Source organism: Alteriqipengyuania lutimaris (genome assembly GCF_003363135.1).
In the GTDB taxonomy this organism is placed as follows: Bacteria; Pseudomonadota; Alphaproteobacteria; order Sphingomonadales; family Sphingomonadaceae; genus Alteriqipengyuania; species Alteriqipengyuania lutimaris.
The window spans coordinates 2,198,928-2,221,287 of the sequence record NZ_QRBB01000001.1 but is presented as its reverse complement, the minus strand read 5'-3'; the positions used below and the strand labels follow the sequence as shown (position 1 = coordinate 2,221,287).

Sequence of the window (22,360 nt, the reverse complement as noted above, 5' to 3'; positions counted from 1 at the left end):
CAACCATGATCGGCTTTCGCCATTGCCGCCGCCTGATCCTCGCGATGGGCACGGGCCTGCTGCTCGCGGGCTGCCAGATCATCCCGGACGTGAGCGCGCCGACCTCCCCGCCCCCGCCGACCCAGCAGCCGCAGGGCCAGCAGCCGCAGGGGCAGTCGACCCCCGGCCCGGTCACCGGCGATGCGCGCACGCCGCCGCCGATTCCGCGCGGTACGCCCACGCCCGCCCAGCCGGCTCCGTTGCCGAGCGACGAAACGCGCCACCGGGTCGCGCTCCTCGTTCCGATGAGCGGCGACAACGCCCGCGTCGGCCAGTCGGTCGCCAATGCGACGACGATGGCGCTGCTCGATACCAATGCGAACAACCTGCGGATCACGACCTACGACACCGCCGGCGACCCACGGAGCGCCGCTCGTCGCGCGGTGGCCGAGGGCAACCAGCTGATCCTCGGCCCGCTCCTGGGCAGCAATGTCGCCGATGTGGTGGCAGAGGCGCGGCCCGCCGGCATTCCGCTGATCGCTTTCTCCAACGATGTGAGCGTCGCGTCGCCCGACGTGTACCTGATGGGCGTTTCGCCATCCCAATCGGTCGACCGCAGCGTGCAATATGCGCAGCGGCAGGGCGCCCGCAATTATGCCGCGCTGGTCCCGCAGGGGGAATATGGCCGACAGGCCGAGCTCGCACTGATCGAGGCGCTGCGCAGCATCGGCGGCAGTCTCGTCGCGACCGAGCGCTATTCGCGCAACGAAGGCTCGGCTGCCAGCGCAGCGCGGCGCCTGCAGGCCCGCGGCGGGTTCGACACGGTGATGATCGCCGACAGCCCGCGCCTCGCGATCGTCGCGGCCAGCGAGCTGCGCGGCCTGGACGGCACCGGCCCGCGCCTGCTCGGCACCGAATTGTGGAGTGGCGAGAGCGCGATTCCCGACGCGGGCGTGATGGACGGTTCGCTGTTCTCCGCGCTGTCCGACGGGCGCTATCGCAATTTCTCGGAAAGCTATCGCAGCCGTTTCGGGGATTCGCCCTACCGGATCGCGACGCTTGGCTACGACAGCGTGTTGCTGGCGCTGCGCGTCGCCGGGGGCGATTGGCGGCCCGGCACGCCCTTCCCCACCGGCGAACTGACCGCGCAGGGCGGATTCCTCGGCCTCGACGGGGCCTTCCGCTTCCGCTCCGACGGCACTTCGCAACGCGCGCTCGAAGTGCGCGAGGTGCGCGACGGGCAGGTGGTGGTCGTCTCGCCCGCACCCGACGGGTTCTGACGCCGCCAGGCGCGCAAATCCTGCGGACAGTGGCGGCGTGCGGCTTGTGAAGCGGGCCGCGTGCGCCCACTGTCTGTTCCATGTCCGATGATCTGTTCGACGGTACGCCGACCTCCAGCGGCGACTATGATTCCTCCTCGATCGAGGTGCTCGAAGGGCTCGAGCCCGTGCGTCGCCGCCCCGGCATGTATATCGGTGGGACCGACGACCGCGCGCTCCATCACCTCGCCGCCGAAGTCCTCGACAATGCGATGGACGAGGCGGTGGCGGGCCATGCCAGCCGGATCGAGGTCAAACTGGAAGAAGGAAACCGGCTGAGCATCGCGGACAACGGACGCGGCATGCCGGTGGACGAGCATCCCAAATATCCGGGCATGTCGACGCTCGAAGTCATCATGTCGAAGCTGCACTCGGGCGGGAAGTTCTCGGGCAAGGCCTACGCGACCTCCGGGGGCCTGCACGGCGTCGGCGTCAGCGTGGTCAATGCGCTGTCGCAGCACACGCGGGTCGAGGTGGCGCGCGACAAGACGCTGTACGCTCAGGAATTCTCCAAGGGTCAGACGCTCGGCCCGATCGAAGAGATCGGCGCGACGCCCAACCGGCGCGGCACGACGGTCAGCTTCACGCCCGACCCGGAGATTTTCGGCGAGCGCAAGTTCAGCGCGAAACGCCTGTTCCAGCTCGCCCGGTCGAAGGCCTACCTGTTCGCCGGGGTCGAGATCCGCTGGAAATGCGCGGAAAGCCTCGCTTCGGACGACGTCCCTGCCGAGGAAGCCTTCAAGTTTCCCGGCGGGCTGGCCGATCACCTCGCGCAGCGGGTCAACGGCCGCGAGTGCGTCACCGCGCAGCCCTTCGCCGGAAGCCAGGATTTCCCCGAGGTCGACGGCACCTCGCAGGGCCGCGTCGAATGGGCTATCGCCTGGCCGCTATTCTCCGAAGGCGCGACCAGCTGGTACTGCAACACCGTGCCCACCCCCGATGGCGGCACGCACGAGCAGGGGCTCCGCTCTGCGCTGACCAAGGGATTGCGCGCATTCGGCGATCTGGTCGGCCAGAAGAAGGCCAAGGATATCTCCGCCGACGATGTGATGGCGGGCGCCGAAGTGCTGCTATCGGTCTTCATCCGCGATCCGCAGTTCCAGAGCCAGACCAAGGACCGGCTGACCTCGCCCGAGGCCGCCAAGCTGGTCGAAAACGCGGTGCGCGACCACTTCGACCATTTCCTCGCCGACAATATGGAGCGCGGCAAGGCGCTGCTTGGCGAGGTGATGGACCGCATGGACGAACGCCTGCGCCGCCGCGCCGAGCGCGAGGTGAAGCGCAAGACCGCGACCAACGCCAAGAAGCTGCGCCTGCCCGGCAAGCTGACCGACTGTTCGGGAGAGACCGGCGCGGAGACCGAGCTGTTCATCGTCGAGGGCGACTCAGCGGGCGGCAGCGCCAAGCAGGCGCGCGACCGCAAGACGCAGGCGATCCTGCCGATTCGCGGCAAGATCCTCAACGTCGCCAGCGCCAGCGCGGACAAGATCCGCGCCAACAGCGAGATCGCGGACCTGATCCTCGCGCTCGGCTGCGGTACCCGCAAGGACTGCGACGCCGACCAACTGCGTTACGACCGCGTGGTCATCATGACCGATGCCGACGTCGACGGCGCGCATATCGCGACGCTGCTGATGACGTTCTTCTTCCAGGAAATGCCCGACCTCGTTCGCAAGGGGCACCTCTTCCTCGCGCAGCCGCCGCTCTACCGGCTGACCAGCGGGAAGGAGAGCCGCTATGCGCGCGACGAGGAACACCGGCGCGAGCTGGAAGAGACCGTGTTCAAGGGCAAGAAGATCGAGATTTCGCGCTTCAAGGGGCTCGGCGAAATGAACCCCGCGCAGCTGCGCGAGACCACCATGCACCCCGACAGCCGCAGCTTGTTGCGGATCACCCTGCCCCCCGAGTTCGAGGACCGCGCGGCGGTGAAGGAACTGGTCGGCCAGCTGATGGGCCGTAACCCTGAGCATCGCTACCAGTTCATCCAGAACAAGGCGGGAGATCTGGACCGCGAGCTGATCGACGCCTGATCGGTCGGACTTGCGTGTCCCTCGCTAGCTGTCAGCCGATGGGGGGCGCGGCGAATATCTGGCGAACGAGGAAGAGTGCGACCGGCAGGATGACCGGCGCGGCGCCATACATCGTTTCGAGCACCGCGTAGCCGCCGGCATAGTCGATCCGGTTCGCGCGAAGTTCGAACCCGAGAAACATGCCGGATGCCATGAAGCACAGCGTGGCGAAGCCGCCATAGGGCGTGACGGGTTCGAAGGGCATGAGCAGCAGGCCCAGGCAAAAAGCGACGATTGCAAATTTGATCATCGGCTCTGTCCCGAATGGAACGCCGCGCGCCTTGTCGGCGCGCGGCGTTGCCAATCCTAGTCTTCGTCGAAGATTTCGTAGATCGCTGCGCCCGCAACGGCCCCGAGCACTGCGCCTCCGACGGCACCTACCGGTCCGGCCGCCGCTCCAAGGCGAGCGCCCCAACTTGCTCCGCGAAGAGCGGCCCACCCGGCACCGCCGCCGGCGATTGCTCCAGCCACAGCGGCGTCGCCGCGGTCGGCACCGCCAACGAAGCCGATTTCGTCATCGGAAAGGATCGTGATCGTCGGAGCGTTCGTCGCTTCATCAAAAGAATGCACTGCTTTTCTCCCTGTCTATGATGCGGTCGACAAGACCAGCACCTCAATAGGGGGAAGTGAAAATGCCTGGAATCATACCAGTATACTAGTGCATCGGCGCTATGCCCGGTCGGGGCGCGCTACTTTTCCTCCACCCGGGTATGCACATGCAGGTGCCCCTCCAGCGTCTTGTGCACCGGGCACTTGTCCGCGATCTCGATGAGCTTGGCGCGCTGTTCGGCGGTCAGGTCGTCGCCCAACAGCGTGATCGTGCGGTGGAGCGCCTGGACCTGCTTGCCTTCCTCCATTGCCGCAACATGATTGCACTCGTCCCCGTGATTACGCTCATGCGTCACCGCCACGCGCGCACCCTCGAATGGCAGCCCCTTGCGGTCGGCGTACATTTTCATCGTCATCGCGGTGCATGTGCCCAGTGCGGCGGTAAGCAGGTCGTAGGGCGTGGGCCCGGTATCGTCGCCGCCGTAGCCGGTTGGCTCGTCGACGATGAAGCGGTGCGAGGGCGTGTGGACCTCGGTGCCGAACTTGCCGTGGCCCGTGCACACGACGACGCCCTCTTCGGGCATCGGCCAGTCGTCGCGCATCGGGATGTAGCGCGCGCCCCAAGCGGCGATCATGTCGGCGATGAAATGCGCGTCTTCGGCCTTGGTCAGCAAGTGATCCGCGCCGGCGAGGCTGACGAAGCTCTTGGGATGCTTGGCCGCCTCGAACAGCGCTCCCGCATTCTCGATGCCCACGATCTCGTCGGTCGGCGAATGCGCGATCAGGATCGGCAGTTTGAGCCGTGCGACTTCCTCGGGCAATTCGATCGCGCGGGTCTTGTCGAGGAATTCGCGGCTCAGCTGGAAGGCGCGCCCCGCAATCGTGACCTCGCCTTCCCCCTCGCGCTCGATCGCGGCGAGATCGCCCTTGATGTTGCCGAGCACATGCGGAACGTCCGCCGGCGCGCCGATCGTCGCGATGGCGGCGACCCGGTCGCGCCCGATCATGTCCGCCGCCGCCAGCACGGCCGCCCCGCCCAGGCTGTGCCCGACGAGGAGGATCTTGCCCTCGAACCGGTCGCACAGGTGGTTGGCGGAGGCGACGAGGTCTTCGACATCGCTGGCAAAGCCTGCGCGCCCGAAATCGCCGCCGCTGCCGCCCAGCCCGGTGAAGTCGAAGCGCAGGCAGGCGATCCCCTGCCGCGCCAGTGCGCGCGTCACCTCGACTGCGGCGCGGCTCTGCTTGGTGCAGGTGAAGCAGTGCGCGAAGAGCGCCGCACCGCGCACCAGCCCGGTCGGAAGCTCCAGCGATCCGGCAAGTTCGTGGCCCCGGGGCGTTTTGATCGTGATCGGCTCGGTCGGCATGTGGGCGATTTTCCCCTCGTGGTGGTGCTCGTTCGCGTCTCGCAGCGCAATCGTTGCACTCGCGGCGGACTTCAAGCGTGTTAGACCAATGATCCCGTGGAACGAACAGGAGGACTCCATGATCCGTCACGCAATGCTGGCAATCGCCCTCGCCAGCCCGATGGCAGCGCCGGCCATGGCCCAGATGCCGGACTCCGCTGTGGAACAAGGCGAAAGCAGGTTCGAGGCGCGCGCGGCCGATGTGGTCGCGGTCCTGCGCGGGGAAAAGGACGCCGCGGAGGTGTTCGCACCTGCCTTCCTCGCACAGGTCCCGGCCACTCAGCTCGCGCAGATCGGGAATCAGCTGACAACGGAGCTCGGCCCGCTCGTCGGCGTAGAATCGGTCGAACCGGTAAATGCCAACCGCGCAACGGTCAGCCTGCGGTTCGAGGATGCGACCGCGGCGGGGCCGTTGACGCTCGATCCGGCGGCGCCCTTTCTCGTGACCGGGCTGCTGCTGAACGACATCCAGCAGCTCGACGACGGCCCCACGAAAATCTCCGCCGACATGGCGGCGCTCGGCGGCAGCGCGGCGGCCTGGTTCGGTCCGCTCGATGGCGAAGCGATCTTTGCCTACGGCGATCCCGCCAAGCAGTACGCGCTGGGATCGACCTTCAAGCTCTACGTGCTGGCCGCGCTTTCGCGCGCGGTGGCGGAAGGGCGGCTGTCGTGGGCCGATGTCGTCACGCTCGACGCCAAAAGCTTTCCGAGCGGGATCATGCAGGACTGGCCCGACGGCGCGCCGGTAACGCTCCACACCGCCGCGACGCTGATGATCTCGATCAGCGACAACACCGCGACCGACCTGGTGATCGAGGCGGTGGGTCGCGAAGCGATCGAGGCCGAGATGCGCGCGAGCGGCCACTCCGATCCTTCGAAGAGCTTCCCTTTCCTGACCACGCGAGAAATGTTCGCGGTGAAGGCGGGCGACGCGGGCATGGCCTATGCCGCGGCCGACGAAGCCGGGCGCCGCACGATGCTTGAGACGCTCGATACCGATGGGCTGACGCAGCGGCGCGTGGAGGAGGTTTTCGCCTCCGGCACGCCGGTGCTGATCGAGGAGGTCGAATGGTTTGCCAGCATGCGCGACGAACGCGCCCTGATGCGCGTGCTCGCCGCCCTGCCCGATGATACGGCGCGCGAGATCATGAGCATCAGCACCGCGCTCAACGATGCCGACGAGGCGGGCTGGAGCTATGTCGGCTACAAGGGCGGGTCGGAAACCGGCGTGCTCAACATGAGCTGGCTGCTGCGCGACGAGGCGGGCCGCTGGCACATGCTCGCGATCAGCCAGATGGACCCGGCGGGCGCGGTCGATACCGCGACCCTGCTGCTCCTCGCCCGGCGCATCCTGGCCCTCGCCCGACAGGACGCGCAATAGGAACGGCGGCCGGGGGCCCCCTTGCGGCGGCGCATTGCTCCCCCTAGCAGGTTGCGAAACAGGACTTGAAAGGTGAGACCCGATGGAGCGTTTCGAAGGCACGCAGGACTATATCGCGACCGACGATTTGAAGGTGGCGGTCAACGCGGCGGTAACGCTGCGCCGCCCGCTGCTGGTCAAGGGCGAGCCGGGTACGGGCAAGACGGTGCTGGCGCACGAGATCGCCAAGGCGGTGAACGCGCCGCTGATCGAATGGAACGTGAAGTCCACCACCAAGGCGCACCAGGGCCTGTACGAATACGACGCGGTCGCCCGCCTGCGCGACGGCCAGCTGGGTGACGAGCGCGTCCACGACATCTCGAACTACATCAAGAAGGGCAAGCTGTGGGAAGCGTTCGAAAGCCCCGAGCTGCCCGTGCTGCTGATCGACGAGATCGACAAGGCGGACATCGAGTTCCCCAACGACCTGCTGCAGGAGCTCGACCGGATGAGCTTCGACGTTTACGAAACGCAGCAGCGGATCGAGGCGAAGGAACGCCCGATCGTGGTCATCACCTCGAACAACGAGAAGGAGCTGCCCGACGCCTTCCTGCGCCGCTGCTTCTTCCACTACATCGCCTTCCCCGACCGCGAGACGATGCGCGAGATCATCGAGGTCCACTTCCCCGGCATCCAGAAGAACCTCGTCAGCAAGGCGATGGAGATCTTCTACGACATCCGCGAAGTCCCCGGCCTCAAGAAGAAGCCCAGCACCAGCGAACTGCTCGACTGGCTCAAGCTGTTGCTGAACGAGGACATGCCGGTCGAAGTGCTGCAGGACGCCAACCCCAACAAGGCGATCCCCCCGCTGCACGGCGCGCTGCTGAAGAACGAGCAGGACGTGATGCTGTTCGAACGGCTGGCTTTCATGAGCCGGCGTCAGAGCTGAGGGGCTGGAGGCCGCCTCAGCTGACCGGGAAGCAGTCGGCGCCCGATTGCTTCATCGCATTGCACATCGCCCTCGCGTCCGGTCCCGTGACCTGAAGCCGGTAATACTGCTTCGAGCGGACGACCGCCGGGGTGATCGTCTTGCGATAGTCCTCCAGCTCGGGAAAGCGCGTGCTGATGCGCGACCAATAGGCCTCCGCCTCGTCGACGCTGCCCTTCGCCGCCAGCTGAATCGTCTGCCCGCCGATCACCGGCTCCGGTTCGATGCGCGCAGTTCGCACCCGGGGCTCTTCGGCTCGGGGCGTGGCGACCGGTCGAGCCTCGTTCTGCGCCAGCGAAGTCGCCGGCGCGCCAGTCGCTTCCTCGCCCTCTTCCGGCAGCAGATTGATCGGCGCGCCGCCCAGGTCGGCCAGCCGCGGCTCGGGCCGCTGGACGAGATGGCCGCGCTCGCCGGGTTTGGGAGCGGGCATGGCGCGCGCCAGTCGCATCGCCTCGCCGGGCACCGCCAGCGCCTGGTCGACAACGACCACGGTGGTCGAATCCATGTCCGTCAGCCGATAGAGCGCGCGCGCGAAATCCCTCGGCAGGCGGATGCAGCCATGCGACGCCGGGTAGCCCGGAAGGTGGCCCGCATGGAGCGCGATCCCGCCCCAGGTCAGGCGCTGCATGTGCGGCATCGGCGCGTTCGAATAGATGTTGGACCGGTGGTGGACGCGCTTCTGCAGGATCGGGAAGACGCCCGAGGGCGTGTCCTTGCCGGGCTTTCCGGTCGATACGGGCGACGTATCCCACAGCGCGCCGTCCCTGAAGACGAACATGTGCTGCGATCCCTTGCTGATCACGATCAGTACGCCCGATTCCAGCGCCGCGTCGACCGCCGGCGGCAGCGTCGCTCCCGCGACGCGCGTTCTTGTGAGGAGACGCGTTCTGGTGAGGACAGGTGCGGGGGATGGCGGCACCTCCTGCACCACCGGATTGGACACGAAAACAATATCGTTTCGCGGGGCCGCCGAGGGGTTTTTCTGCGAGGCGATCACCTGCGGGAGGAAAAGCAGGAACCCCGCAACCAGCGCCATGACCACGCACGAAAAGGTTAAAAAGGTCTTAACCATGTTCGGCAAGCTGGCCCTGCGGGCGATTCGGTTCAATGCATTTCGTCGGCCGGGCCTGCCATCGAGCGCCCACTGTTGCCCCTTTGCCGCGAGCATCCTAGGAATCCGGTCCGTCAAAGGAGCGATCCCCACGTGTTTTTGAATTTCGTCGACGAGCTGCGCGCCGCGGGCATTTCCGCCAGCCTCAAGGAGCATCTCACGCTGCTCGAAGCGCTCGACAAGGATGTGATCGAGCAGACGCCCGAGGCGTTCTATTACCTCGCCCGCGCCACCTTCGTGAAGGACGAAGGGCTGCTCGACCGGTTCGACCAGGTCTTCGCCAAGGTCTTCAAGGGGATCATGACCGACTACGGCCAGGAACAGGTCGATATCCCCGAAGACTGGCTGAAGGCCGTCGCCGAAAAATACCTCACCGAAGAGGAAATGGCGCAGATCGAGAAGATGGGCTCGTGGGACGAGCTCATGGACACGCTCAAGAAACGGCTTGAGGAGCAGAAGGAGCGGCACGAGGGCGGCAGCAAGTGGATCGGCACGGGCGGCACCTCGCCCTTCGGCCACTCCGGCTACCACCCCGAAGGCGTGCGCATCGGTGGCGAGAGCAAGAACAAGCGCGCGGTGAAGGTGTGGGAAAAGCGCGAGTTCAAGAACCTCGACAACACCAAGGAACTGGGCACTCGCAACATCAAGATGGCGCTGCGCCGCCTTCGCCGTTTCGCGCGCGAGGGGGCGGCGGACGAGCTCGATATCGACCAGACCATCCGCGGCACCGCCAAGCAGGGCTGGCTCGACATCCACATGCGGCCCGAACGCCGCAATGCGGTAAAACTGCTGCTGTTCCTCGACGTCGGCGGGTCGATGGACCCGTTCATCAAGGTGACCGAAGAGCTGTTCAGCGCGGCCACATCCGAGTTCAAGAACCTCGAATTCTTCTACTTCCACAACTGCCTCTACGAAGGCGTGTGGAAGGACAACCGCCGCCGCTGGCAGGAGCGGACCAAGACCTGGGACATCCTCCACAAGTACGGCCACGACTACAAGGTCGTGTTCGTGGGCGATGCCGCGATGAGCCCCTACGAAATCTCGCATCCCGGCGGCTCGGTCGAGCATATGAACGAGGAAGCGGGCGCCACCTGGATGCAGCGGATGACGAACACGTACCCGGCGACCGTGTGGCTCAACCCGATCCCCGAACGGCAGTGGAACTACTCGCAGTCGACCAGCATGATGAAACAGCTGGTCAATGACCGCATGTATCCGCTCACGCTCGACGGGTTGGACGATGCAATGCGCGAATTGAGCCGCAAGCAGGGTTAGGGTATGCTGCGCGGCAAGGGAGACTGTTCATGCGCCTCGCCATCCTGCTTGCCGTGCCGTTCGTGATGGGGTTCGGCCCCGCAAACCAGGTGCCTGCCGATACGCCGCAGCCCCTCCCCTTCGACATGCCCGGCTATTCGCGCCCCGCCCCGCTCGCGACCGGCGATCTGGGCGATTTCGTCAAGCGCGCCACCTGCCGCGACACGATTGAACATACGCGACAGGAAAGCGGCCAGCCGCCGCTAGACGAACGCGACAGCGAAGCGCCCGCGCCGATGCTCTACAAGGCGGTCGACCACGATGTCGATGGCTGCGACGTGCTGGTGATGGCCAATGATACCGACGATATCCGCCCGGTGCCCGAAGGCGGCCCCGCAGTGATCCAGCCCATCAAGCGCAAGTAGGCCTCCACCAGACCGACCACGGCGGCTGAGATCGATGGCTGAAACCTTCGGCGCGAGCCGCTTCCAGCAAGTCCGCGCGCGGCTCGAAGCCTTCGATCCCGGTTCGGGCTGGCGGCTGTGGATCTACGAATTCCTGCTGTTCGGCTTCAAGCAGGGCTGGGCCTGCCTGTTCGGCGGCCTGCTGCTCGCGCTGCTGCTGGCGACACATTTCCTCTACCCTGATGACGCCCCCCTCGCCCGGTACGATTTCCTGACGCTCGCCGCGCTCAGCATCCAGATTGCGATGCTCGCTTTCAGGCTGGAGACGTGGGACGAGGCCAAGGTGATCCTGATCTTCCATGTGGTCGGTACGGTGATGGAGGTGTTCAAGACCTATGCCGGGTCATGGGTCTATCCCGAGCCTTCGCTGCTCAGGATTGCGGGCGTGCCGCTGTTTTCCGGCTTCATGTACGCCGCGGTGGGCAGCTATATCGCGCGCGTGTGGCGGATCTTCGATTTCCGCTTCGCGCATTACCCGCCGCGCTCGGCGACGTGGCTGCTGGCTGTCGGCGTCTACGCGAACTTCTTCCTCCACCACTACTGGCTGGACCTGCGCTGGCTGCTGTTCGGCGCGACCGCGCTGATCTTCTGGCGCACCAGCGTCCACTTCCGCAATTTCCGCGTGCACCGCTGGATGCCCCTGCTGCTCGGCTTCGGGCTGGTCGCGCTGTTCATCTGGTTTGCGGAGAACATCGGCACCTTTGCCCGCGCGTGGTCCTACCCGGGGCAGGAGACGGGGTGGAAGATGGTCAGCCTCGCCAAGTACGGTAGCTGGTATCTGCTGATGATCATCAGCTTCGTGCTGGTGGCGCTGGTGCAGCCGATCCGCCGGCCGGACAAATCGTCGCGAGGCGATGCGAAACCGATGGCGGAGGCGCCGGCACGCGCCTAAGGCGGCGCGCAATGGACGCCCAGCTGCTGGTCATCTGCCTGTTGACCTTCGTCATCCACCTGATCGGCACGCTGGCCTATGCCGCCCGCATCGCAGGCGTGCGCACGCGCCGCATCGCGATGAGCTTCGCGCTGTTCAACGTCCTCGTGCTGGTCTCGCGCACCGCCAACGGCTTCCTCGGCCCCTTCCTCGCCAAACGCGTGGAGAACCGCCTGCAGTTCGGCGGGGGCGAGGCGCTGGTTGCGGATTTCCGGATGGTGCTGGTCTCGGCCAGCCTAGCAGTGTTGATCGGGATCGTGCTGGTGCCGACCGCGCAACGCCTGTTCGCGGTTGCGATCGGACATTTCCAGCACCACCGCTCGATGGGTCGCATGCTGCTGCGCACCGCCTCGCCCACCGGGCTCAGGGTGATCCGCGAATCGATCGCCGCGCCCGCGCGCGGGACCGTCACCGGGCTGGGCAAGCCGCGCGGGGTCAGCTGGTTCGTGCTGGTCGCCAACGCGCTGGCGCAGGCGCTGCTGGTGGTGGGCGTGCTCGCGTCGATCTACGCGGGCTATCTCAATCCCGAGTTCCGGGTCACCGCGTCGCAACTTTCCGCGGTGATCAACGGCGTCGCCACCATCCTGCTCTTCGCGCTGATCGATCCGCAGGTCTCGGTGATGACCGACGACGTGGTCGACGGGAAGACGAGCGAGGCGGAGTTCCGCCGCACGATCGTGTGGATCAGCTTCAGCCGCCTCGCGGGCACGCTGATCGCGCAGGCGGTGTTCGTGCCCGGCGCGCTGGCGGTGGCGTGGATCGCGGGCGCGTTCTGATCCCGGCTCAGTAGAGCAGGTGCGGCGCGATGCCGTCGCGCCACTCGGTCTCGTCGTTGGTCGCCATCCGGTCGAGGTCGACCGGCGAGGCGGACGGGTTGTCCACCCATTCGCGCAGCGCGGGCCCGCCGTTGATCACGTCGATCGCCAGCCGGTCGAGCTCGTACTCGTAGGGAAAATCGCGCCAGAGGTCGTAGTCGGGATAGAGCCGGCGGATCGCCTTGAAGGCAAGCGCCTGCAACCGCCACGGGCGGAACTGGGCGTGATCGTAGAAGCGCCCCTCGGCATGGATCATGAGGCCATGGCACAGCGCGCCTGCGTGCTTGTGAAAGGTCGGCTCGAACCAGCATTCGCGGATCGCGCAGCCTTGCAGCCAGCTCGGCGCGATGCGGCGCATCTCGGCCAGCACCGCCTTCGCATCGATATCGGGTGCGCCGAACAGGACTTCGAGCGGACGGGTCGTCCCCCTTCCTTCGGACAGCGTGGCCCCCTCCAGCATCACCGTACCGGCGTATGCGCGCGCCATGTTCACGTTGGCGGCATTGGGGCTCGGATTGATCCAGATGCGGTCCTCGGGCCAACCATGACCTGGGCCGTCGGGCTGCCACCCGTCCATCGCGATCACGCGGTAATCGACGTCGAGCCCGAAGTGATCGATGAACCAGTGGCCCATCTCGCCCATCGTCAGGCCGTGGCGCATCGGCATCGGCCCCGCCCCGACGAAGCTTTCCTGACCCGGCACCAGCAGCGTGCCTTCGACCGGGCGGCCCGCCGGATTGGGCCGGTCGAGCACCCACACGCTCTTGCCGGTCTTCGCCGCCTCTTCGAGCAGGTAGAGCAGCGTGGTGACGAAGGTGTAGATGCGGCAGCCCAGGTCCTGCAGGTCGAACAGGAACACGTCCGCGCTCGACATCATCTGGCCCGTTGGGCGGCGGACCTCGCCATAGAGGCTGAACACGGGAATGCCGTAGGTGGGATCGGTCTCGTCCGCCGTTTCCACCATATTGTCCTGCTTGTCGCCCTTCAGCCCGTGCTGCGGGCCGAAGGCGGACGACACGTTCACCCCCGCGGCGACCAGTGCGTCGAGGCTGTGCTCCAGATCGCGCGTGACCGACGCCGGGTGGGCAACGAGCGCGACGCGCCTGCCTTTGAGGGCTTCAAGCAATTCCGGCTCGGAAAGGAGCCGGTCGATACCGAATTTCATGCGTGCTGGAGGGCCTGCTTTGGTTTGGGCGCTTCGCTGCATCCGAAACGGATCGCGAAGCTCATCGGATCGTGGAAATCGGGCTCGTCCCGGCGATGCGCGATCGACCAGAGCGAATGATGCCCGCCTTCCTCTTCGATCACCGCGCATAGCGAGGCCGACCTGACCCCGTCCAGCAGGCGTGCGGGGAGCCGCACCGAAACCGTGATGACCTGCGGGCCGCGCTGGTATTCGATCTGCGGCGCGGTTTCGGGCACGTAGTCGCCGATCAGCTTGCGGTAGGATGCGAACCGGAAGGCCGCCCAGTCGCCCGCGGGGGCGAAGTTGAATTCGCGATAGCGGCCGTTCTGGTCGTAGAGGAAGAATTCGAGGCATGTGCGCCGCCACAGATCCTCCGCGCTGCGATGGGCGTAGCCGCGCGGCACGACCACCCTGGCGGCGTTGTTGATCCGGTAGCGCAGCAGCAGTTCGCCACCCATCAGGCGCATCATCGTGACCGATATCGCGCTGACTTCCATGGGCGGGGTGGTTGGATGCGGCTTCAACCTGTACGTTTGCATTTCCGATCCCCCATGCTAGCGGGCGCGTTCTTTCCCCCCGGAGGAACAAGTGCCCGCCTATCGATCCGAACTTCTGAACGTGCTCGACGCGCGGCACTATACGCATCAAATCACGGATGCGGAAAGCCTTGATTTGCTGGCGTCCCAGAATGTGGTGACCGGCTATGTGGGTTTCGATCCGACCGCTCCTTCGCTCCATGTCGGCAGCCTGGTGCAGATCATGCTGCTGCGGCGGCTCCAGCAGACCGGGCACAAGCCGCTGGTCGTGATGGGTGGCGGCACCGGCAAGGTGGGCGATCCCTCGGGCCGGGACGAATCGCGCCAGCTGATGACCGACGAGGTGATCGCGGCCAATATCGCCAGCATCCGCACGGTGTTCGAACGCCTGCTGACCTTCGGTGACGGGCCGACCGACGCGGTGATGATCAACAACGACGAATGGCTCTCGGGCCTGAACTACGTCGATTTCCTGCGCGATATCGGCCCGCATTTCACCATCAACCGGATGCTGACCTTCGATTCGGTGAAGCTGCGGCTCGACCGCGAACAGCCGCTGACCTTCCTCGAATTCAACTACATGATCCTGCAGGCCTACGATTTCCGCGAGCTGGCGGAGCGTTACGGCTGCCGCTTGCAGATGGGCGGCAGCGACCAGTGGGGCAATATCGTCAACGGGATCGAGCTGACCCGGCGCACCGGCGGGCCCGAGCTCTACGGCTTCACCACCCCGCTGCTGACCACCGCCGACGGCGGCAAGATGGGCAAGACCGCGAATGGCGCGGTCTGGCTCAACGAAGACATGCTGCCCGGCTACGACTTCTGGCAGTACTGGCGCAATGTCGACGACCGCGACGTGGGCCGCTTCCTGCGCCTGTTCACCGATATCCCGCTGGACGAGATCGAACGACTCGAACGGCTCGAGGGGGCGGAGATCAACGATGCCAAGGTCGCACTCGCCAATGCCGTGACCACGCTCGTGCGCGGCGAGGATGCGGCCGCGAAGGCCGAGGAAACCGCGCGCGAGACCTTTGCCGGCGGTGCGGGCGGCGATCTGCCGACGCTGGCGGTGGGCGAAGGCATGGCCCTGCCCGCCGCGCTCACCGCGATCGGATTCACCGTCTCCAACAAGGAAGCCAAGCGCAAGATCGCCGAGGGCGCGGTGCGTCTGGACGACGAGGTCCAGTCCGATCCCGGCCTCGTGTTAACCGTCGAAGCGGGCGCGCAGCGGCGGCTTTCTCTCGGGCGCAAGAAGCACGGTATCATCGTCGGTTAAGTCTTCGGAATACGGGCCTTTTGTCCCGAATTAGGACAAGGCGTTTTAACCCAAAATCAGCGATTGGATTCCATAACTGGCGGCGAGGGTAGAGCGATCCCCGCTCCCGGAGGAAATGACTGTGGCTTCGCATCTCAGTGTGACCGATCAGCGCGCGGCGATCCGCCATCCGATCGATTACAACGTCATTGCCGAGTATTTCGGCAAGGGCGACGTCGCGTTCCATGTCAGCAACGTTTCCGCCACCGGCTTCATGATCGACAACGCCGAGGGCGGCCAGCGGGGCGATCGCGTGATCGTCAGCTTCCCCGTGATCGGCCGGATCGAGGCCTACATGATCTGGGAGAAGGACAACCGCGCCGGCTTCCAGTTCGAACGGATCATCCGGGTCGACGATTTCCTGCAGATGATCGACCAGCTCCAGCCCAACCCGCGCCTGCGCCGCCGCAGCTAGTTCCACCGCCCGAACCGGCCGGCGACCAAGCCAGGCTTGGGACGGGCTTGCGAAAATTTGCTTTGGTCTCGCGTAGCCGCCTGCCATGGGCCTGCGTGTGACGGCACCCGAAGAAACCCGCGACAGCTCACCGCTGCGCATTCACAATTTCCGCGCCTACCTGGTCGCGCGGTTCTCCATGATCGTCGGCCAGTACGCGATGATGCTGATCATCGGGTGGCAGACTTATACGATCGCGCGCGGCAACGGGCTGAATGCGTTCGAGGCGTCGGGCCAGCTTGCGCTGATCGGGCTGCTGCAGTTCCTGCCGCTGTTCGTCCTCTCGCCCTTCTCCGGCCTCGCCGCGGACCGCTTCAACCGCAAGACCGTGTCGCGGCTGACCATCGGGCTCCAGTTCCTCGGCGCGGCCTATCTCGCGTGGACCACCTATACCGGACATATCGACCTCACCTCGCTGTTCTCGGTCGCGGTGCTGCTGGGCGTGGTGCGCGCGTTCAACGGCCCAGCGCTGTCCGCGCTCGCCCCCAACCTCGTGCCTAAGGCGATCCTGCCCAACGCCATCGCGCTGTCCTCGATCGCGTGGCAGACGGGGATGATCGTCGGCCCCGCGGTCGGCGGCTACGCCTACGACGCGATGCCCGCCCTGCCCTATGCCATCGCGAGCGGGCTGTTCCTCGTATCGATCATCGCGATCAGCACGATCGGCAAGGTGCCCCGCTCGCCCATCACCGGCGCGCAGCGCCCCATCGGCCAGATCGTCGATGGCTGGCGCTACGTGATCCATAACAAGATGGTGCTGGGCGCAATCACGCTGGACCTGATGGCGGTGTTCCTCGCCGGCGCGACCGCACTGTTCCCGCCCTTTGCCTACGACATCCTGAAGGTGGGCGAGACCGGCCTCGCCCAGCTCGCCGCCGCCCCCGCGATCGGCGCGGCGGTGACCGCGCTCTGGTTCAGCTTCCGCCCGCTCAAGACCAATGTCGGGCCCAAGATGCTGTGGGCGGTTGCCGCCTTCGGCATCGCCACGATCGTGTTCGGCTTCTCGCGCTTCATGCCGCTGAGCCTCGCGATGCTCGTGATCGTGGGCGCGGCGGACATGTTCAGCGTATATATCCGCCAGTCGCTGATCCAGCTGCACACGCCGGACGAGAAGCGCGGGCGCGTCTCCTCCGCCAGCCTGCTGACGATCAGCGCCTCGAACGAAGGTGGGGACGCCTTCTCCGGCTTCCTCGCCAGCGTCATCGGCCCGGCGGGCGCGGTGATCTTCGGCGGGGTCGGCGCGATCGTCACCGTGGCGATGTGGAGCCGGATATTCCCCGTTCTGCGGCACACCCGGACCTTCGACCCGCCTGCGTCGTTGGAAGAGGAAACCCCTGAACAGACCTTGCAGGAGAAGATCCCATGAAAGCCGACTCGATCCTCGAAACCATCGGCAACACGCCGCATATCCGCCTCTCGCGCCTGTTCCCCGACCATGAGGTCTGGGTGAAGAGCGAACGCGCGAACCCCGGCGGTTCGATCAAGGACCGCATCGCACTCGCCATGGTCGAGGATGCGGAGAAATCCGGCAAGCTCAAGCCCGGCGGCACGATCATCGAGCCCACGTCCGGCAACACCGGCATCGGTCTCGCGATGGTCGCCGCGGTCAAGGGCTACAAGCTGGTGCTGGTCATGCCCGAGAGCATGAGCCTCGAGCGGCGCCGCCTGATGCTCGCCTATGGCGCGACCTTCGACCTGACGCCCAAGGAAGGCGGAATGAAGGGTGCCATCAGCCGCGCGCAGGAGCTGGTCGAACAGACCGAAGGCGCCTGGATGCCGAGCCAGTTCGATAACGAGAGCAACTGGCAGGTCCACGTGCGCACCACTGCCAAGGAAATCCTCGGCGATTTCACCGACCGTCCGGTCGAGGCGATGATCACCGGCGTCGGCACCGGCGGCCACCTGACCGGCTGCGCCGAAGAACTCAAGCGCCACTGGCCCGAGATGAAGGCCTGGGCGGTCGAGCCCGCAGGCTCCCCCGTGATCAGCGGCGGCGAGCCCGGCCCGCACCCGATCCAGGGCATCGGCGCGGGCTTCGTGCCCGAGAACCTGCACACGCAGGCGATCGACGGCGCAATCCAGGTCGATCCCGAAGACGCCAAGGAAATGGCCCGCCGCGCGGCGAGCGAGGAAGGCATGCTGGTCGGCATCTCCAGCGGCGCCACGCTCGCCGCGATCGCGAAGAAGCTGCCCGACCTGCCCGAAGGTTCGCGCGTCCTTGGCTTCAACTACGACACCGGCGAGCGGTATCTGTCGGTGCCGGACTTTCTGCCCGAATAGGCCTCCCGTCAGGTGGAGTTCCGCGCCGATGCCGCTCCTCCCGAATTGCGCGGGATCGCCACGGAACTGTGGATCATGCGCGACGACGGGCGGGCGTCGTCCGGCCTGCCCAAGCCTTTCGTCGAGCTCGTCCTTTCGCTCGAAGGGACGCACTGGTGGAAGGCGAGCGAAGGGTCCGCCGAGCATCGCTATGCCATCGGCTGGGTCACTCCGGTTCAGGAAGCGGCCCGGCATGCGCGATGCGACGGCCCGCGCGCCCTCATCGGCGCGCGGCTGTTCCCCGATGTGGGACGCACGCTTTTCCCGGGTCTGCCGGGCGGCGATGGCGATCCGCCCGCGCCTCTGGAAGAACTGATCGGCTCAGCGGCCACGCGGCTGCGCGACGCACTGGTTGCCTGCGATGGCGATGATGCACGGCTTGCGCTGCTCGCAAACTGGATTGCGCAGCGGGTGGAATGTGGGGCATTGGAGCCTCGCGCACCGCCGCTCCTTGCAACGGATGTCGCACAGCTCGCCGAACGGCTGGGTATGTCCGAACGCCGCGTGCGGCGGACCTTCGCGCGCGACGTCGGAACCTCGCCCAAGCGCTGGTTACGGCTGCAGCGGCTCGAACGCATCCTTCGCGACCCCGAATTCGCGTCCGGAGAGGCGTCGCTGGCCGATCTTTCGGCCAAGCACGGATTGCCGATCAGGCGCACTTCACCCGAGAGCTGGGCAAGCTGACCGGAGCCACGCCCGGCCATCTGCGCCGAAGGGATCCTTCGATGCCGCCGCATTTCCTCGCCCGGGAATGACCGGTTTGTTCAAGACCCTCCGGCGGGAGCGGTGCTAGGCCATCTCCATTGGTCACAGGTGGGGAAATTTCATGATCTGGGTAAAGCTGATCGGGGGCGCGGTGCTGGGCGTTTTCGGGTCGGGACTGGCAATAATGCTGCTGGAAAAGACGGTCCATTCGCGCCTCGAGGGAACGACGATGTTCGTGGCGGTCGTGGTGATTTACGCCGTCGCGGCAGTCCTTGGTGCGGTGCTCTCCGGCTGGATCGGCGGCACGTGGGCGGCGGTCGCGGTGGGCGTGCTGCTGGCCGCGCTGGCGGCGATGAATACGTTCGCGATGCCCCATCCAATATGGTTCATACCCGCATCGGCCCTTGCGATCGCGGCGGGATGCTGGATCGGTCTGAGGTTGCTTCAGGCCACTGTATCGCCAGCCGCCTGAGCTTCCGATTTTCCTACTCGAACCGCAGCTGCTAGCTTCGCATCGGCTCTTTGAACCCTGAATCAAACGAAAAACGCGGGATGCCCTATGTTGAGGGCACCCCGCGTCTGTACTTCATCAACTAAGTCCCAGCGTGACGCTGCGACTCGGGTGTCAGGCGGCGGTGGCGAAGGCCTCTTCGCCCAGCGCCATCATCGACTCGCTGCCGCTCTCGATCTTGCGACGCAGCGCGCCGGCATCGGGAACGAAGCGGTCGGCGAAGTAGTGCGCCGTGGCGACCTTGGCTTCGTAGAATGCCTTGTCGGCGCCGCCGTTCGCCAGCGCGGCCTTGGCGACGCGCGCCATCTTGACCCACATCAGCATCAGGCAGGTAATGCCCATGATGTGCATGTAGTGATGCGCGCCCGCGCCGAGGTGGTTGGGGTTCTGCATCGCGTTCTGCATGAACCACATGGTCGCGGCCTTCTGTTCGCCGACCGACTTTTCGAGCGCCGCGGCGAGATCGGCCATGCCGTCCTCGTCCTTCGCCGCCGCGACCTCGTCGTCGACCAGCTTGAAGAACGCCTGCACCGCGCGGCCGCCGTGCTGGGCGAGCTTGCGCCCGGCGAGGTCCATCGCCTGCACGCCGTTGGTGCCTTCGTAGATCATGGCGATCCGCGAATCGCGGACGAACTGCTCCATGCCCCACTCGGCGATGTAGCCGTGCCCGCCATAGACCTGCTGCATGTTGTTCGCGACGTCGTAGCCCTTGTCGGTGCCGTAGCCCTTGATGACCGGGGTCATCAGGCCGACGAGGTCGTCCGCCAGCTGACGCTCGTCCTCGTCCTGCAGCGCATGGCTCAGGTCCTGCTGCAGCGCGGTCCACAGCGCGAAGGCGCGCATGCCTTCGTTGTAGGCCTTGGCGTCCATCAACATGCGTCGCACGTCGGGGTGGACGAAGATCGGATCGGCCTTCTCGTCCGGCTCTGCCGGGCCAGTGAGCGCGCGGCCCTGACGGCGATCGAGCGCGTAGGTAACCGCGTTCTGGTACGAGACTTCGGCCTGGCTGAGGCCCTGGATACCGACACCGAGGCGTGCGGCGTTCATCATGATGAACATCGCGGCGAGGCCCTTGTTCTCCTCGCCGACCATCCAGCCCTTCGCATCGTCATAGTTCATGACGCAGGTCGAATTGCCATGGATGCCCATCTTGTGCTCGATCGAGCCGCACATCACGCCGTTGCGCTCGCCCACCGATCCATCGTCGTTGACGAGGAACTTGGGCACCACGAACAGCGAGATGCCCTTGGAGCTGTCGGGCGAACCGGGCGTCTTGGCCAGCACGAGGTGGATGATGTTCTCCGCCATGTCGTGCTCACCGGCGGAGATGAAGATCTTGGTCCCGGTGATCGCATAGCTGCCATCGGCCTGCGGTTCGGCCTTGGTGCGGATGAGGCCCAGATCGGTGCCGCAATGCGGCTCGGTCAGGTTCATCGTGCCGGTCCATTCGCAGCTGACCATCTTGGGCAGATACTTTTCCTTCTGCTCCTGGCTGCCCTTGGCGATCAGCGCGGAAATCGCCCCGTTGGTGAGGCCCGGATACATTCCGAAGGACTGGTTCGCGGACGAGATCATCTCTTCCATCGCGAAGGCCACGACGTGCGGCAGCCCCTGCCCGCCGAATTCCTCGGGCATCGAAAGCGTGCCCCAGCCTGCCTCACGGAACTGCTTGAAGGCATCCTTGAAGCCGGTCGGCGTGGTCACGCTGCCATCGTCGTGCCGCGTGCAGCCTTCCTGGTCGCCGATCTGGTTGAGCGGCTGCAGAACCTCGGCGGTGAACTTGCCCGCCTCGTCGAGGATCGAGGTGACCATGTCGGTCGTCGCGTTTTCGAAGCCGGGCAGGTTGCCGTAGCTTTCGAGCTCCAGCATCTCGTTGATGATGAAACGGAAATCGCGTGTGGGGGCGGTATAGCTCGGCATCGGGATGTCCTTCGGGGTTGGGGGATGCGTTTAGTCTTGTTCGATCTGTTCGACGTGATCGATGAAATCGGTCAGTTCGGTGATCGAGGAATCGATATCGTCGCGCTGCTGCTTGAGCTTGGCGACATGGGCGCGGCACCTCTCGAGCGTGACGCGGCGCTGTTCGACACGGCCGTCCCCGAGGTCGTAGAGATCGATCATCTCCTTGATCTCGGCCAGGCTGAAGCCGACGTTCTTGGCGCGCATGATCCAGGCGAGGCGCGCACGGTCACGCTGGGAATAGATGCGCGACAGCCCGTGGCGGGTCGGCGCGATCAGCCCCTCGTCCTCGTAGAAGCGCAAGGCGCGTGCCGTACAATCGAACTCGGCCGTCAGATCGGAGATCGAATAGGACGCACGATCCTGAGCGTCGGGACGCTCGAGATGCGCTCCGGCACCGGAATAGGGGCTCTTGGCGGTCGCTTGGGTCATGCCCTCCCGATCTAGTGCCCTTTACGTAAAGGTCAACCGGAAATCGGCTCTAATCGGCCATCTGAGCCCAACTTGCGATAAAAGCAGCTTCGTGCACCGGTGTGACAGGCAGGTCCTGCGGGGGCGGCGAGGATGACCAGTGCATCCTGATCGCAGTCGACCAGAATATCCTGTACGCGCAACACGTTGCCGCTGGTCTCGCCCTTGCACCAGAGCGTCCCGCGAGAACGCGAATGGAAGTGCGCAAGCCCTGTTTCGCGTGTCTTGTCGAGCGCTTCGCGATCGAGATGCGCGACCATCAGAACCTCGCGTGTCGACGCATCCACCACCACTCCTGTAAGGAGCCCGTCTGCGCCGAACTTGGGCAGGAATTGCTCTCCGGTCTCACGCACCCGGGTGTCGATTTCGCTCGTCATGTTACGTCCTGTCGGCCTGTGGCCTCCCACTGGCCTGATTGTTGCTCTTCCACAACACTTTGCGGTGATTCCTTTCACTAGTACAACGGCAGCGTTGCAAGCGGGCGCCGGTTTGGAAAGACTGTGCTCAGTGACCGACGCACGGTCACCCTTCAGGCTGAGGCGCCGCGCAGACGCGCCGGGTTCAGGGGGAACACATCGCCGGATGGGGGTTTTTCCGGCGTTTGTGGAGACGAGGGATTTGGTTCGTATCTCGGCCTTTCGGGGGAATGGCCGCGCGAACCA

Annotated in this window: 23 protein-coding genes; 15 read left to right on the top strand and 8 right to left on the bottom strand. The window is 65.7% G+C overall.

Features of this window, described 5'->3' with window-relative positions:
- The first annotated feature begins 5 nt into the window (after positions 1-5).
- A complete protein-coding gene (locus tag DL238_RS10625; RefSeq protein ID WP_115492236.1) occupies positions 6-1,259 on the top strand; it encodes a penicillin-binding protein activator in 1,254 nt (417 codons plus the stop codon).
- Between the two features lie 80 nt (positions 1,260-1,339).
- Positions 1,340-3,328: a DNA topoisomerase IV subunit B gene (gene parE, locus DL238_RS10620; RefSeq protein WP_115492235.1), complete on the top strand. Its 1,989-nt coding sequence runs from the start codon at positions 1,340-1,342 to the stop codon at positions 3,326-3,328.
- Positions 3,329-3,359: 31 nt separating this feature from the next.
- Here the strand turns inward: parE and DL238_RS10615 are convergent, their stop codons facing one another.
- Complete coding sequence (locus DL238_RS10615; protein ID WP_147291013.1) at positions 3,360-3,617, bottom strand: hypothetical protein; 258 nt, start codon at positions 3,615-3,617, stop codon at positions 3,360-3,362.
- A 14-nt stretch (positions 3,618-3,631) separates the two neighbouring features.
- Between DL238_RS10615 and DL238_RS16385 the strand changes: the two genes are divergently transcribed.
- Positions 3,632-3,958: a hypothetical protein gene (locus tag DL238_RS16385; protein ID WP_183312836.1), complete on the top strand. Its 327-nt coding sequence runs from the start codon at positions 3,632-3,634 to the stop codon at positions 3,956-3,958.
- Positions 3,959-4,056: 98 nt separating this feature from the next.
- Here the strand turns inward: DL238_RS16385 and DL238_RS10605 are convergent, their stop codons facing one another.
- On the bottom strand, positions 4,057-5,280 hold the full coding sequence (locus DL238_RS10605; RefSeq protein ID WP_115492233.1) for a bifunctional alpha/beta hydrolase/OsmC family protein: 1,224 nt from the start codon (positions 5,278-5,280) through the stop codon (positions 4,057-4,059).
- A 118-nt stretch (positions 5,281-5,398) separates the two neighbouring features.
- Here DL238_RS10605 and DL238_RS10600 point away from each other — a divergent pair, with 118 nt between their 5' ends.
- Both DL238_RS10600 and DL238_RS10595 read left to right on the top strand, forming a co-directional pair.
- The gene (locus DL238_RS10600) at positions 5,399-6,700 is read left to right on the top strand and encodes a serine hydrolase (RefSeq protein WP_115492875.1); all 1,302 of its coding nucleotides are present in this window, start codon (positions 5,399-5,401) and stop codon (positions 6,698-6,700) included.
- An 82-nt stretch (positions 6,701-6,782) separates the two neighbouring features.
- Positions 6,783-7,628 carry an AAA family ATPase gene (locus DL238_RS10595; RefSeq protein ID WP_115492232.1) on the top strand — a complete coding sequence of 282 codons (846 nt, stop codon included), beginning with the start codon at positions 6,783-6,785 and terminating at the stop codon, positions 7,626-7,628.
- 16 nt (positions 7,629-7,644) lie between these two features.
- Here DL238_RS10595 and DL238_RS10590 read toward each other — a convergent pair whose 3' ends face one another.
- Complete coding sequence (locus tag DL238_RS10590) at positions 7,645-8,739, bottom strand: L,D-transpeptidase family protein (protein ID WP_234031043.1); 1,095 nt, start codon at positions 8,737-8,739, stop codon at positions 7,645-7,647.
- A gap of 132 nt (positions 8,740-8,871) precedes the next feature.
- Between DL238_RS10590 and DL238_RS10585 the strand changes: the two genes are divergently transcribed.
- Genes DL238_RS10585 through DL238_RS10570 form a run of 4 tightly spaced genes read left to right on the top strand, consistent with a single transcriptional unit; the run spans position 8,872 to position 12,203 of the window.
- Positions 8,872-10,053 (top strand): vWA domain-containing protein, encoded by a 1,182-nt coding sequence (locus DL238_RS10585; protein ID WP_115492230.1) that lies wholly within the window; start codon positions 8,872-8,874, stop codon positions 10,051-10,053.
- 29 nt (positions 10,054-10,082) lie between these two features.
- Positions 10,083-10,457, top strand: coding sequence for a hypothetical protein (locus tag DL238_RS10580; RefSeq protein ID WP_115492229.1), 375 nt, complete (start codon positions 10,083-10,085; stop codon positions 10,455-10,457).
- Positions 10,458-10,491: 34 nt separating this feature from the next.
- The gene (locus DL238_RS10575; protein WP_115492228.1) at positions 10,492-11,388 is read left to right on the top strand and encodes a DUF817 domain-containing protein; all 897 of its coding nucleotides are present in this window, start codon (positions 10,492-10,494) and stop codon (positions 11,386-11,388) included.
- An 11-nt stretch (positions 11,389-11,399) separates the two neighbouring features.
- Entirely contained in the window at positions 11,400-12,203 is an 804-nt protein-coding gene (locus DL238_RS10570) for a lipid II flippase Amj family protein (protein ID WP_115492227.1), read from the top strand.
- Positions 12,204-12,210: 7 nt separating this feature from the next.
- Here the strand turns inward: DL238_RS10570 and DL238_RS10565 are convergent, their stop codons facing one another.
- Positions 12,211-13,407, bottom strand: a complete 1,197-nt coding sequence (locus tag DL238_RS10565; protein ID WP_115492226.1) for an exo-beta-N-acetylmuramidase NamZ family protein — start codon at positions 13,405-13,407, stop codon at positions 12,211-12,213.
- On the bottom strand, positions 13,404-13,925 hold the full coding sequence (locus DL238_RS10560) for a DOMON domain-containing protein (protein WP_234031042.1): 522 nt from the start codon (positions 13,923-13,925) through the stop codon (positions 13,404-13,406). The genes DL238_RS10565 and DL238_RS10560 overlap by 4 nt, the downstream gene beginning before the upstream one ends.
- 91 nt (positions 13,926-14,016) lie before the next feature.
- Between DL238_RS10560 and tyrS the strand changes: the two genes are divergently transcribed.
- The 6 genes from tyrS (at position 14,017) to DL238_RS10530 (ending at position 19,229) form a co-directional block, all read left to right on the top strand.
- Positions 14,017-15,240 carry a tyrosine--tRNA ligase gene (gene tyrS / locus DL238_RS10555; protein WP_115492224.1) on the top strand — a complete coding sequence of 408 codons (1,224 nt, stop codon included), beginning with the start codon at positions 14,017-14,019 and terminating at the stop codon, positions 15,238-15,240.
- Positions 15,241-15,355: 115 nt separating this feature from the next.
- A complete protein-coding gene (locus tag DL238_RS10550) occupies positions 15,356-15,694 on the top strand; it encodes a PilZ domain-containing protein (protein ID WP_181883889.1) in 339 nt (112 codons plus the stop codon).
- An 85-nt stretch (positions 15,695-15,779) separates the two neighbouring features.
- Entirely contained in the window at positions 15,780-17,099 is a 1,320-nt protein-coding gene (locus DL238_RS10545; RefSeq protein WP_181883888.1) for an MFS transporter, read from the top strand.
- Positions 17,096-18,013, top strand: a complete 918-nt coding sequence (cysK, locus tag DL238_RS10540; protein ID WP_115492222.1) for a cysteine synthase A — start codon at positions 17,096-17,098, stop codon at positions 18,011-18,013. The genes DL238_RS10545 and cysK overlap by 4 nt, the downstream gene beginning before the upstream one ends.
- 12 nt (positions 18,014-18,025) lie before the next feature.
- Complete coding sequence (locus DL238_RS10535; protein ID WP_115492221.1) at positions 18,026-18,736, top strand: helix-turn-helix transcriptional regulator; 711 nt, start codon at positions 18,026-18,028, stop codon at positions 18,734-18,736.
- 142 nt (positions 18,737-18,878) lie between these two features.
- Positions 18,879-19,229, top strand: coding sequence for a hypothetical protein (locus DL238_RS10530; RefSeq protein ID WP_115492220.1), 351 nt, complete (start codon positions 18,879-18,881; stop codon positions 19,227-19,229).
- Between the two features lie 153 nt (positions 19,230-19,382).
- Here DL238_RS10530 and DL238_RS10525 read toward each other — a convergent pair whose 3' ends face one another.
- Genes DL238_RS10525 through hisI form a run of 3 tightly spaced genes read right to left on the bottom strand, consistent with a single transcriptional unit; the run spans position 19,383 to position 22,075 of the window.
- Positions 19,383-21,188 (bottom strand): acyl-CoA dehydrogenase C-terminal domain-containing protein, encoded by a 1,806-nt coding sequence (locus tag DL238_RS10525; protein WP_115492219.1) that lies wholly within the window; start codon positions 21,186-21,188, stop codon positions 19,383-19,385.
- A 30-nt stretch (positions 21,189-21,218) separates the two neighbouring features.
- A complete protein-coding gene (locus tag DL238_RS10520; RefSeq protein ID WP_115492218.1) occupies positions 21,219-21,659 on the bottom strand; it encodes a MerR family transcriptional regulator in 441 nt (146 codons plus the stop codon).
- Positions 21,660-21,691: 32 nt separating this feature from the next.
- The gene (gene hisI, locus DL238_RS10515; RefSeq protein WP_115492217.1) at positions 21,692-22,075 is read right to left on the bottom strand and encodes a phosphoribosyl-AMP cyclohydrolase; all 384 of its coding nucleotides are present in this window, start codon (positions 22,073-22,075) and stop codon (positions 21,692-21,694) included.
- Between the last annotated feature and the right edge of the window lie 285 nt (positions 22,076-22,360).

Excerpts from the sequence above, each read along its gene's own strand:
- DL238_RS10625 (WP_115492236.1), top strand. The coding sequence starts at position 6 with ATGATCGGCTTTCGCCATTGCCGCCGCCTGATCCTCGCGATGGGCACG.
- parE (WP_115492235.1), top strand. The coding sequence starts at position 1,340 with ATGTCCGATGATCTGTTCGACGGTACGCCGACCTCCAGCGGCGACTAT.
- DL238_RS10615 (WP_147291013.1), bottom strand. The coding sequence starts at position 3,617 with ATGATCAAATTTGCAATCGTCGCTTTTTGCCTGGGCCTGCTGCTCATG.
- DL238_RS16385 (WP_183312836.1), top strand. The coding sequence starts at position 3,632 with ATGGAACGCCGCGCGCCTTGTCGGCGCGCGGCGTTGCCAATCCTAGTC.
- DL238_RS10605 (WP_115492233.1), bottom strand. The coding sequence starts at position 5,280 with ATGCCGACCGAGCCGATCACGATCAAAACGCCCCGGGGCCACGAACTT.
- DL238_RS10600 (WP_115492875.1), top strand. The coding sequence starts at position 5,399 with ATGATCCGTCACGCAATGCTGGCAATCGCCCTCGCCAGCCCGATGGCA.
- DL238_RS10595 (WP_115492232.1), top strand. The coding sequence starts at position 6,783 with ATGGAGCGTTTCGAAGGCACGCAGGACTATATCGCGACCGACGATTTG.
- DL238_RS10590 (WP_234031043.1), bottom strand. The coding sequence starts at position 8,739 with ATGGTTAAGACCTTTTTAACCTTTTCGTGCGTGGTCATGGCGCTGGTT.
- DL238_RS10580 (WP_115492229.1), top strand. The coding sequence starts at position 10,083 with ATGCGCCTCGCCATCCTGCTTGCCGTGCCGTTCGTGATGGGGTTCGGC.
- DL238_RS10575 (WP_115492228.1), top strand. The coding sequence starts at position 10,492 with ATGGCTGAAACCTTCGGCGCGAGCCGCTTCCAGCAAGTCCGCGCGCGG.
- DL238_RS10570 (WP_115492227.1), top strand. The coding sequence starts at position 11,400 with ATGGACGCCCAGCTGCTGGTCATCTGCCTGTTGACCTTCGTCATCCAC.
- DL238_RS10565 (WP_115492226.1), bottom strand. The coding sequence starts at position 13,407 with ATGAAATTCGGTATCGACCGGCTCCTTTCCGAGCCGGAATTGCTTGAA.
- DL238_RS10560 (WP_234031042.1), bottom strand. The coding sequence starts at position 13,925 with ATGGAAGTCAGCGCGATATCGGTCACGATGATGCGCCTGATGGGTGGC.
- DL238_RS10550 (WP_181883889.1), top strand. The coding sequence starts at position 15,356 with ATGACTGTGGCTTCGCATCTCAGTGTGACCGATCAGCGCGCGGCGATC.
- DL238_RS10545 (WP_181883888.1), top strand. The coding sequence starts at position 15,780 with ATGGGCCTGCGTGTGACGGCACCCGAAGAAACCCGCGACAGCTCACCG.
- cysK (WP_115492222.1), top strand. The coding sequence starts at position 17,096 with ATGAAAGCCGACTCGATCCTCGAAACCATCGGCAACACGCCGCATATC.
- DL238_RS10530 (WP_115492220.1), top strand. The coding sequence starts at position 18,879 with ATGATCTGGGTAAAGCTGATCGGGGGCGCGGTGCTGGGCGTTTTCGGG.
- DL238_RS10525 (WP_115492219.1), bottom strand. The coding sequence starts at position 21,188 with ATGCCGAGCTATACCGCCCCCACACGCGATTTCCGTTTCATCATCAAC.
- DL238_RS10520 (WP_115492218.1), bottom strand. The coding sequence starts at position 21,659 with ATGACCCAAGCGACCGCCAAGAGCCCCTATTCCGGTGCCGGAGCGCAT.
- hisI (WP_115492217.1), bottom strand. The coding sequence starts at position 22,075 with ATGACGAGCGAAATCGACACCCGGGTGCGTGAGACCGGAGAGCAATTC.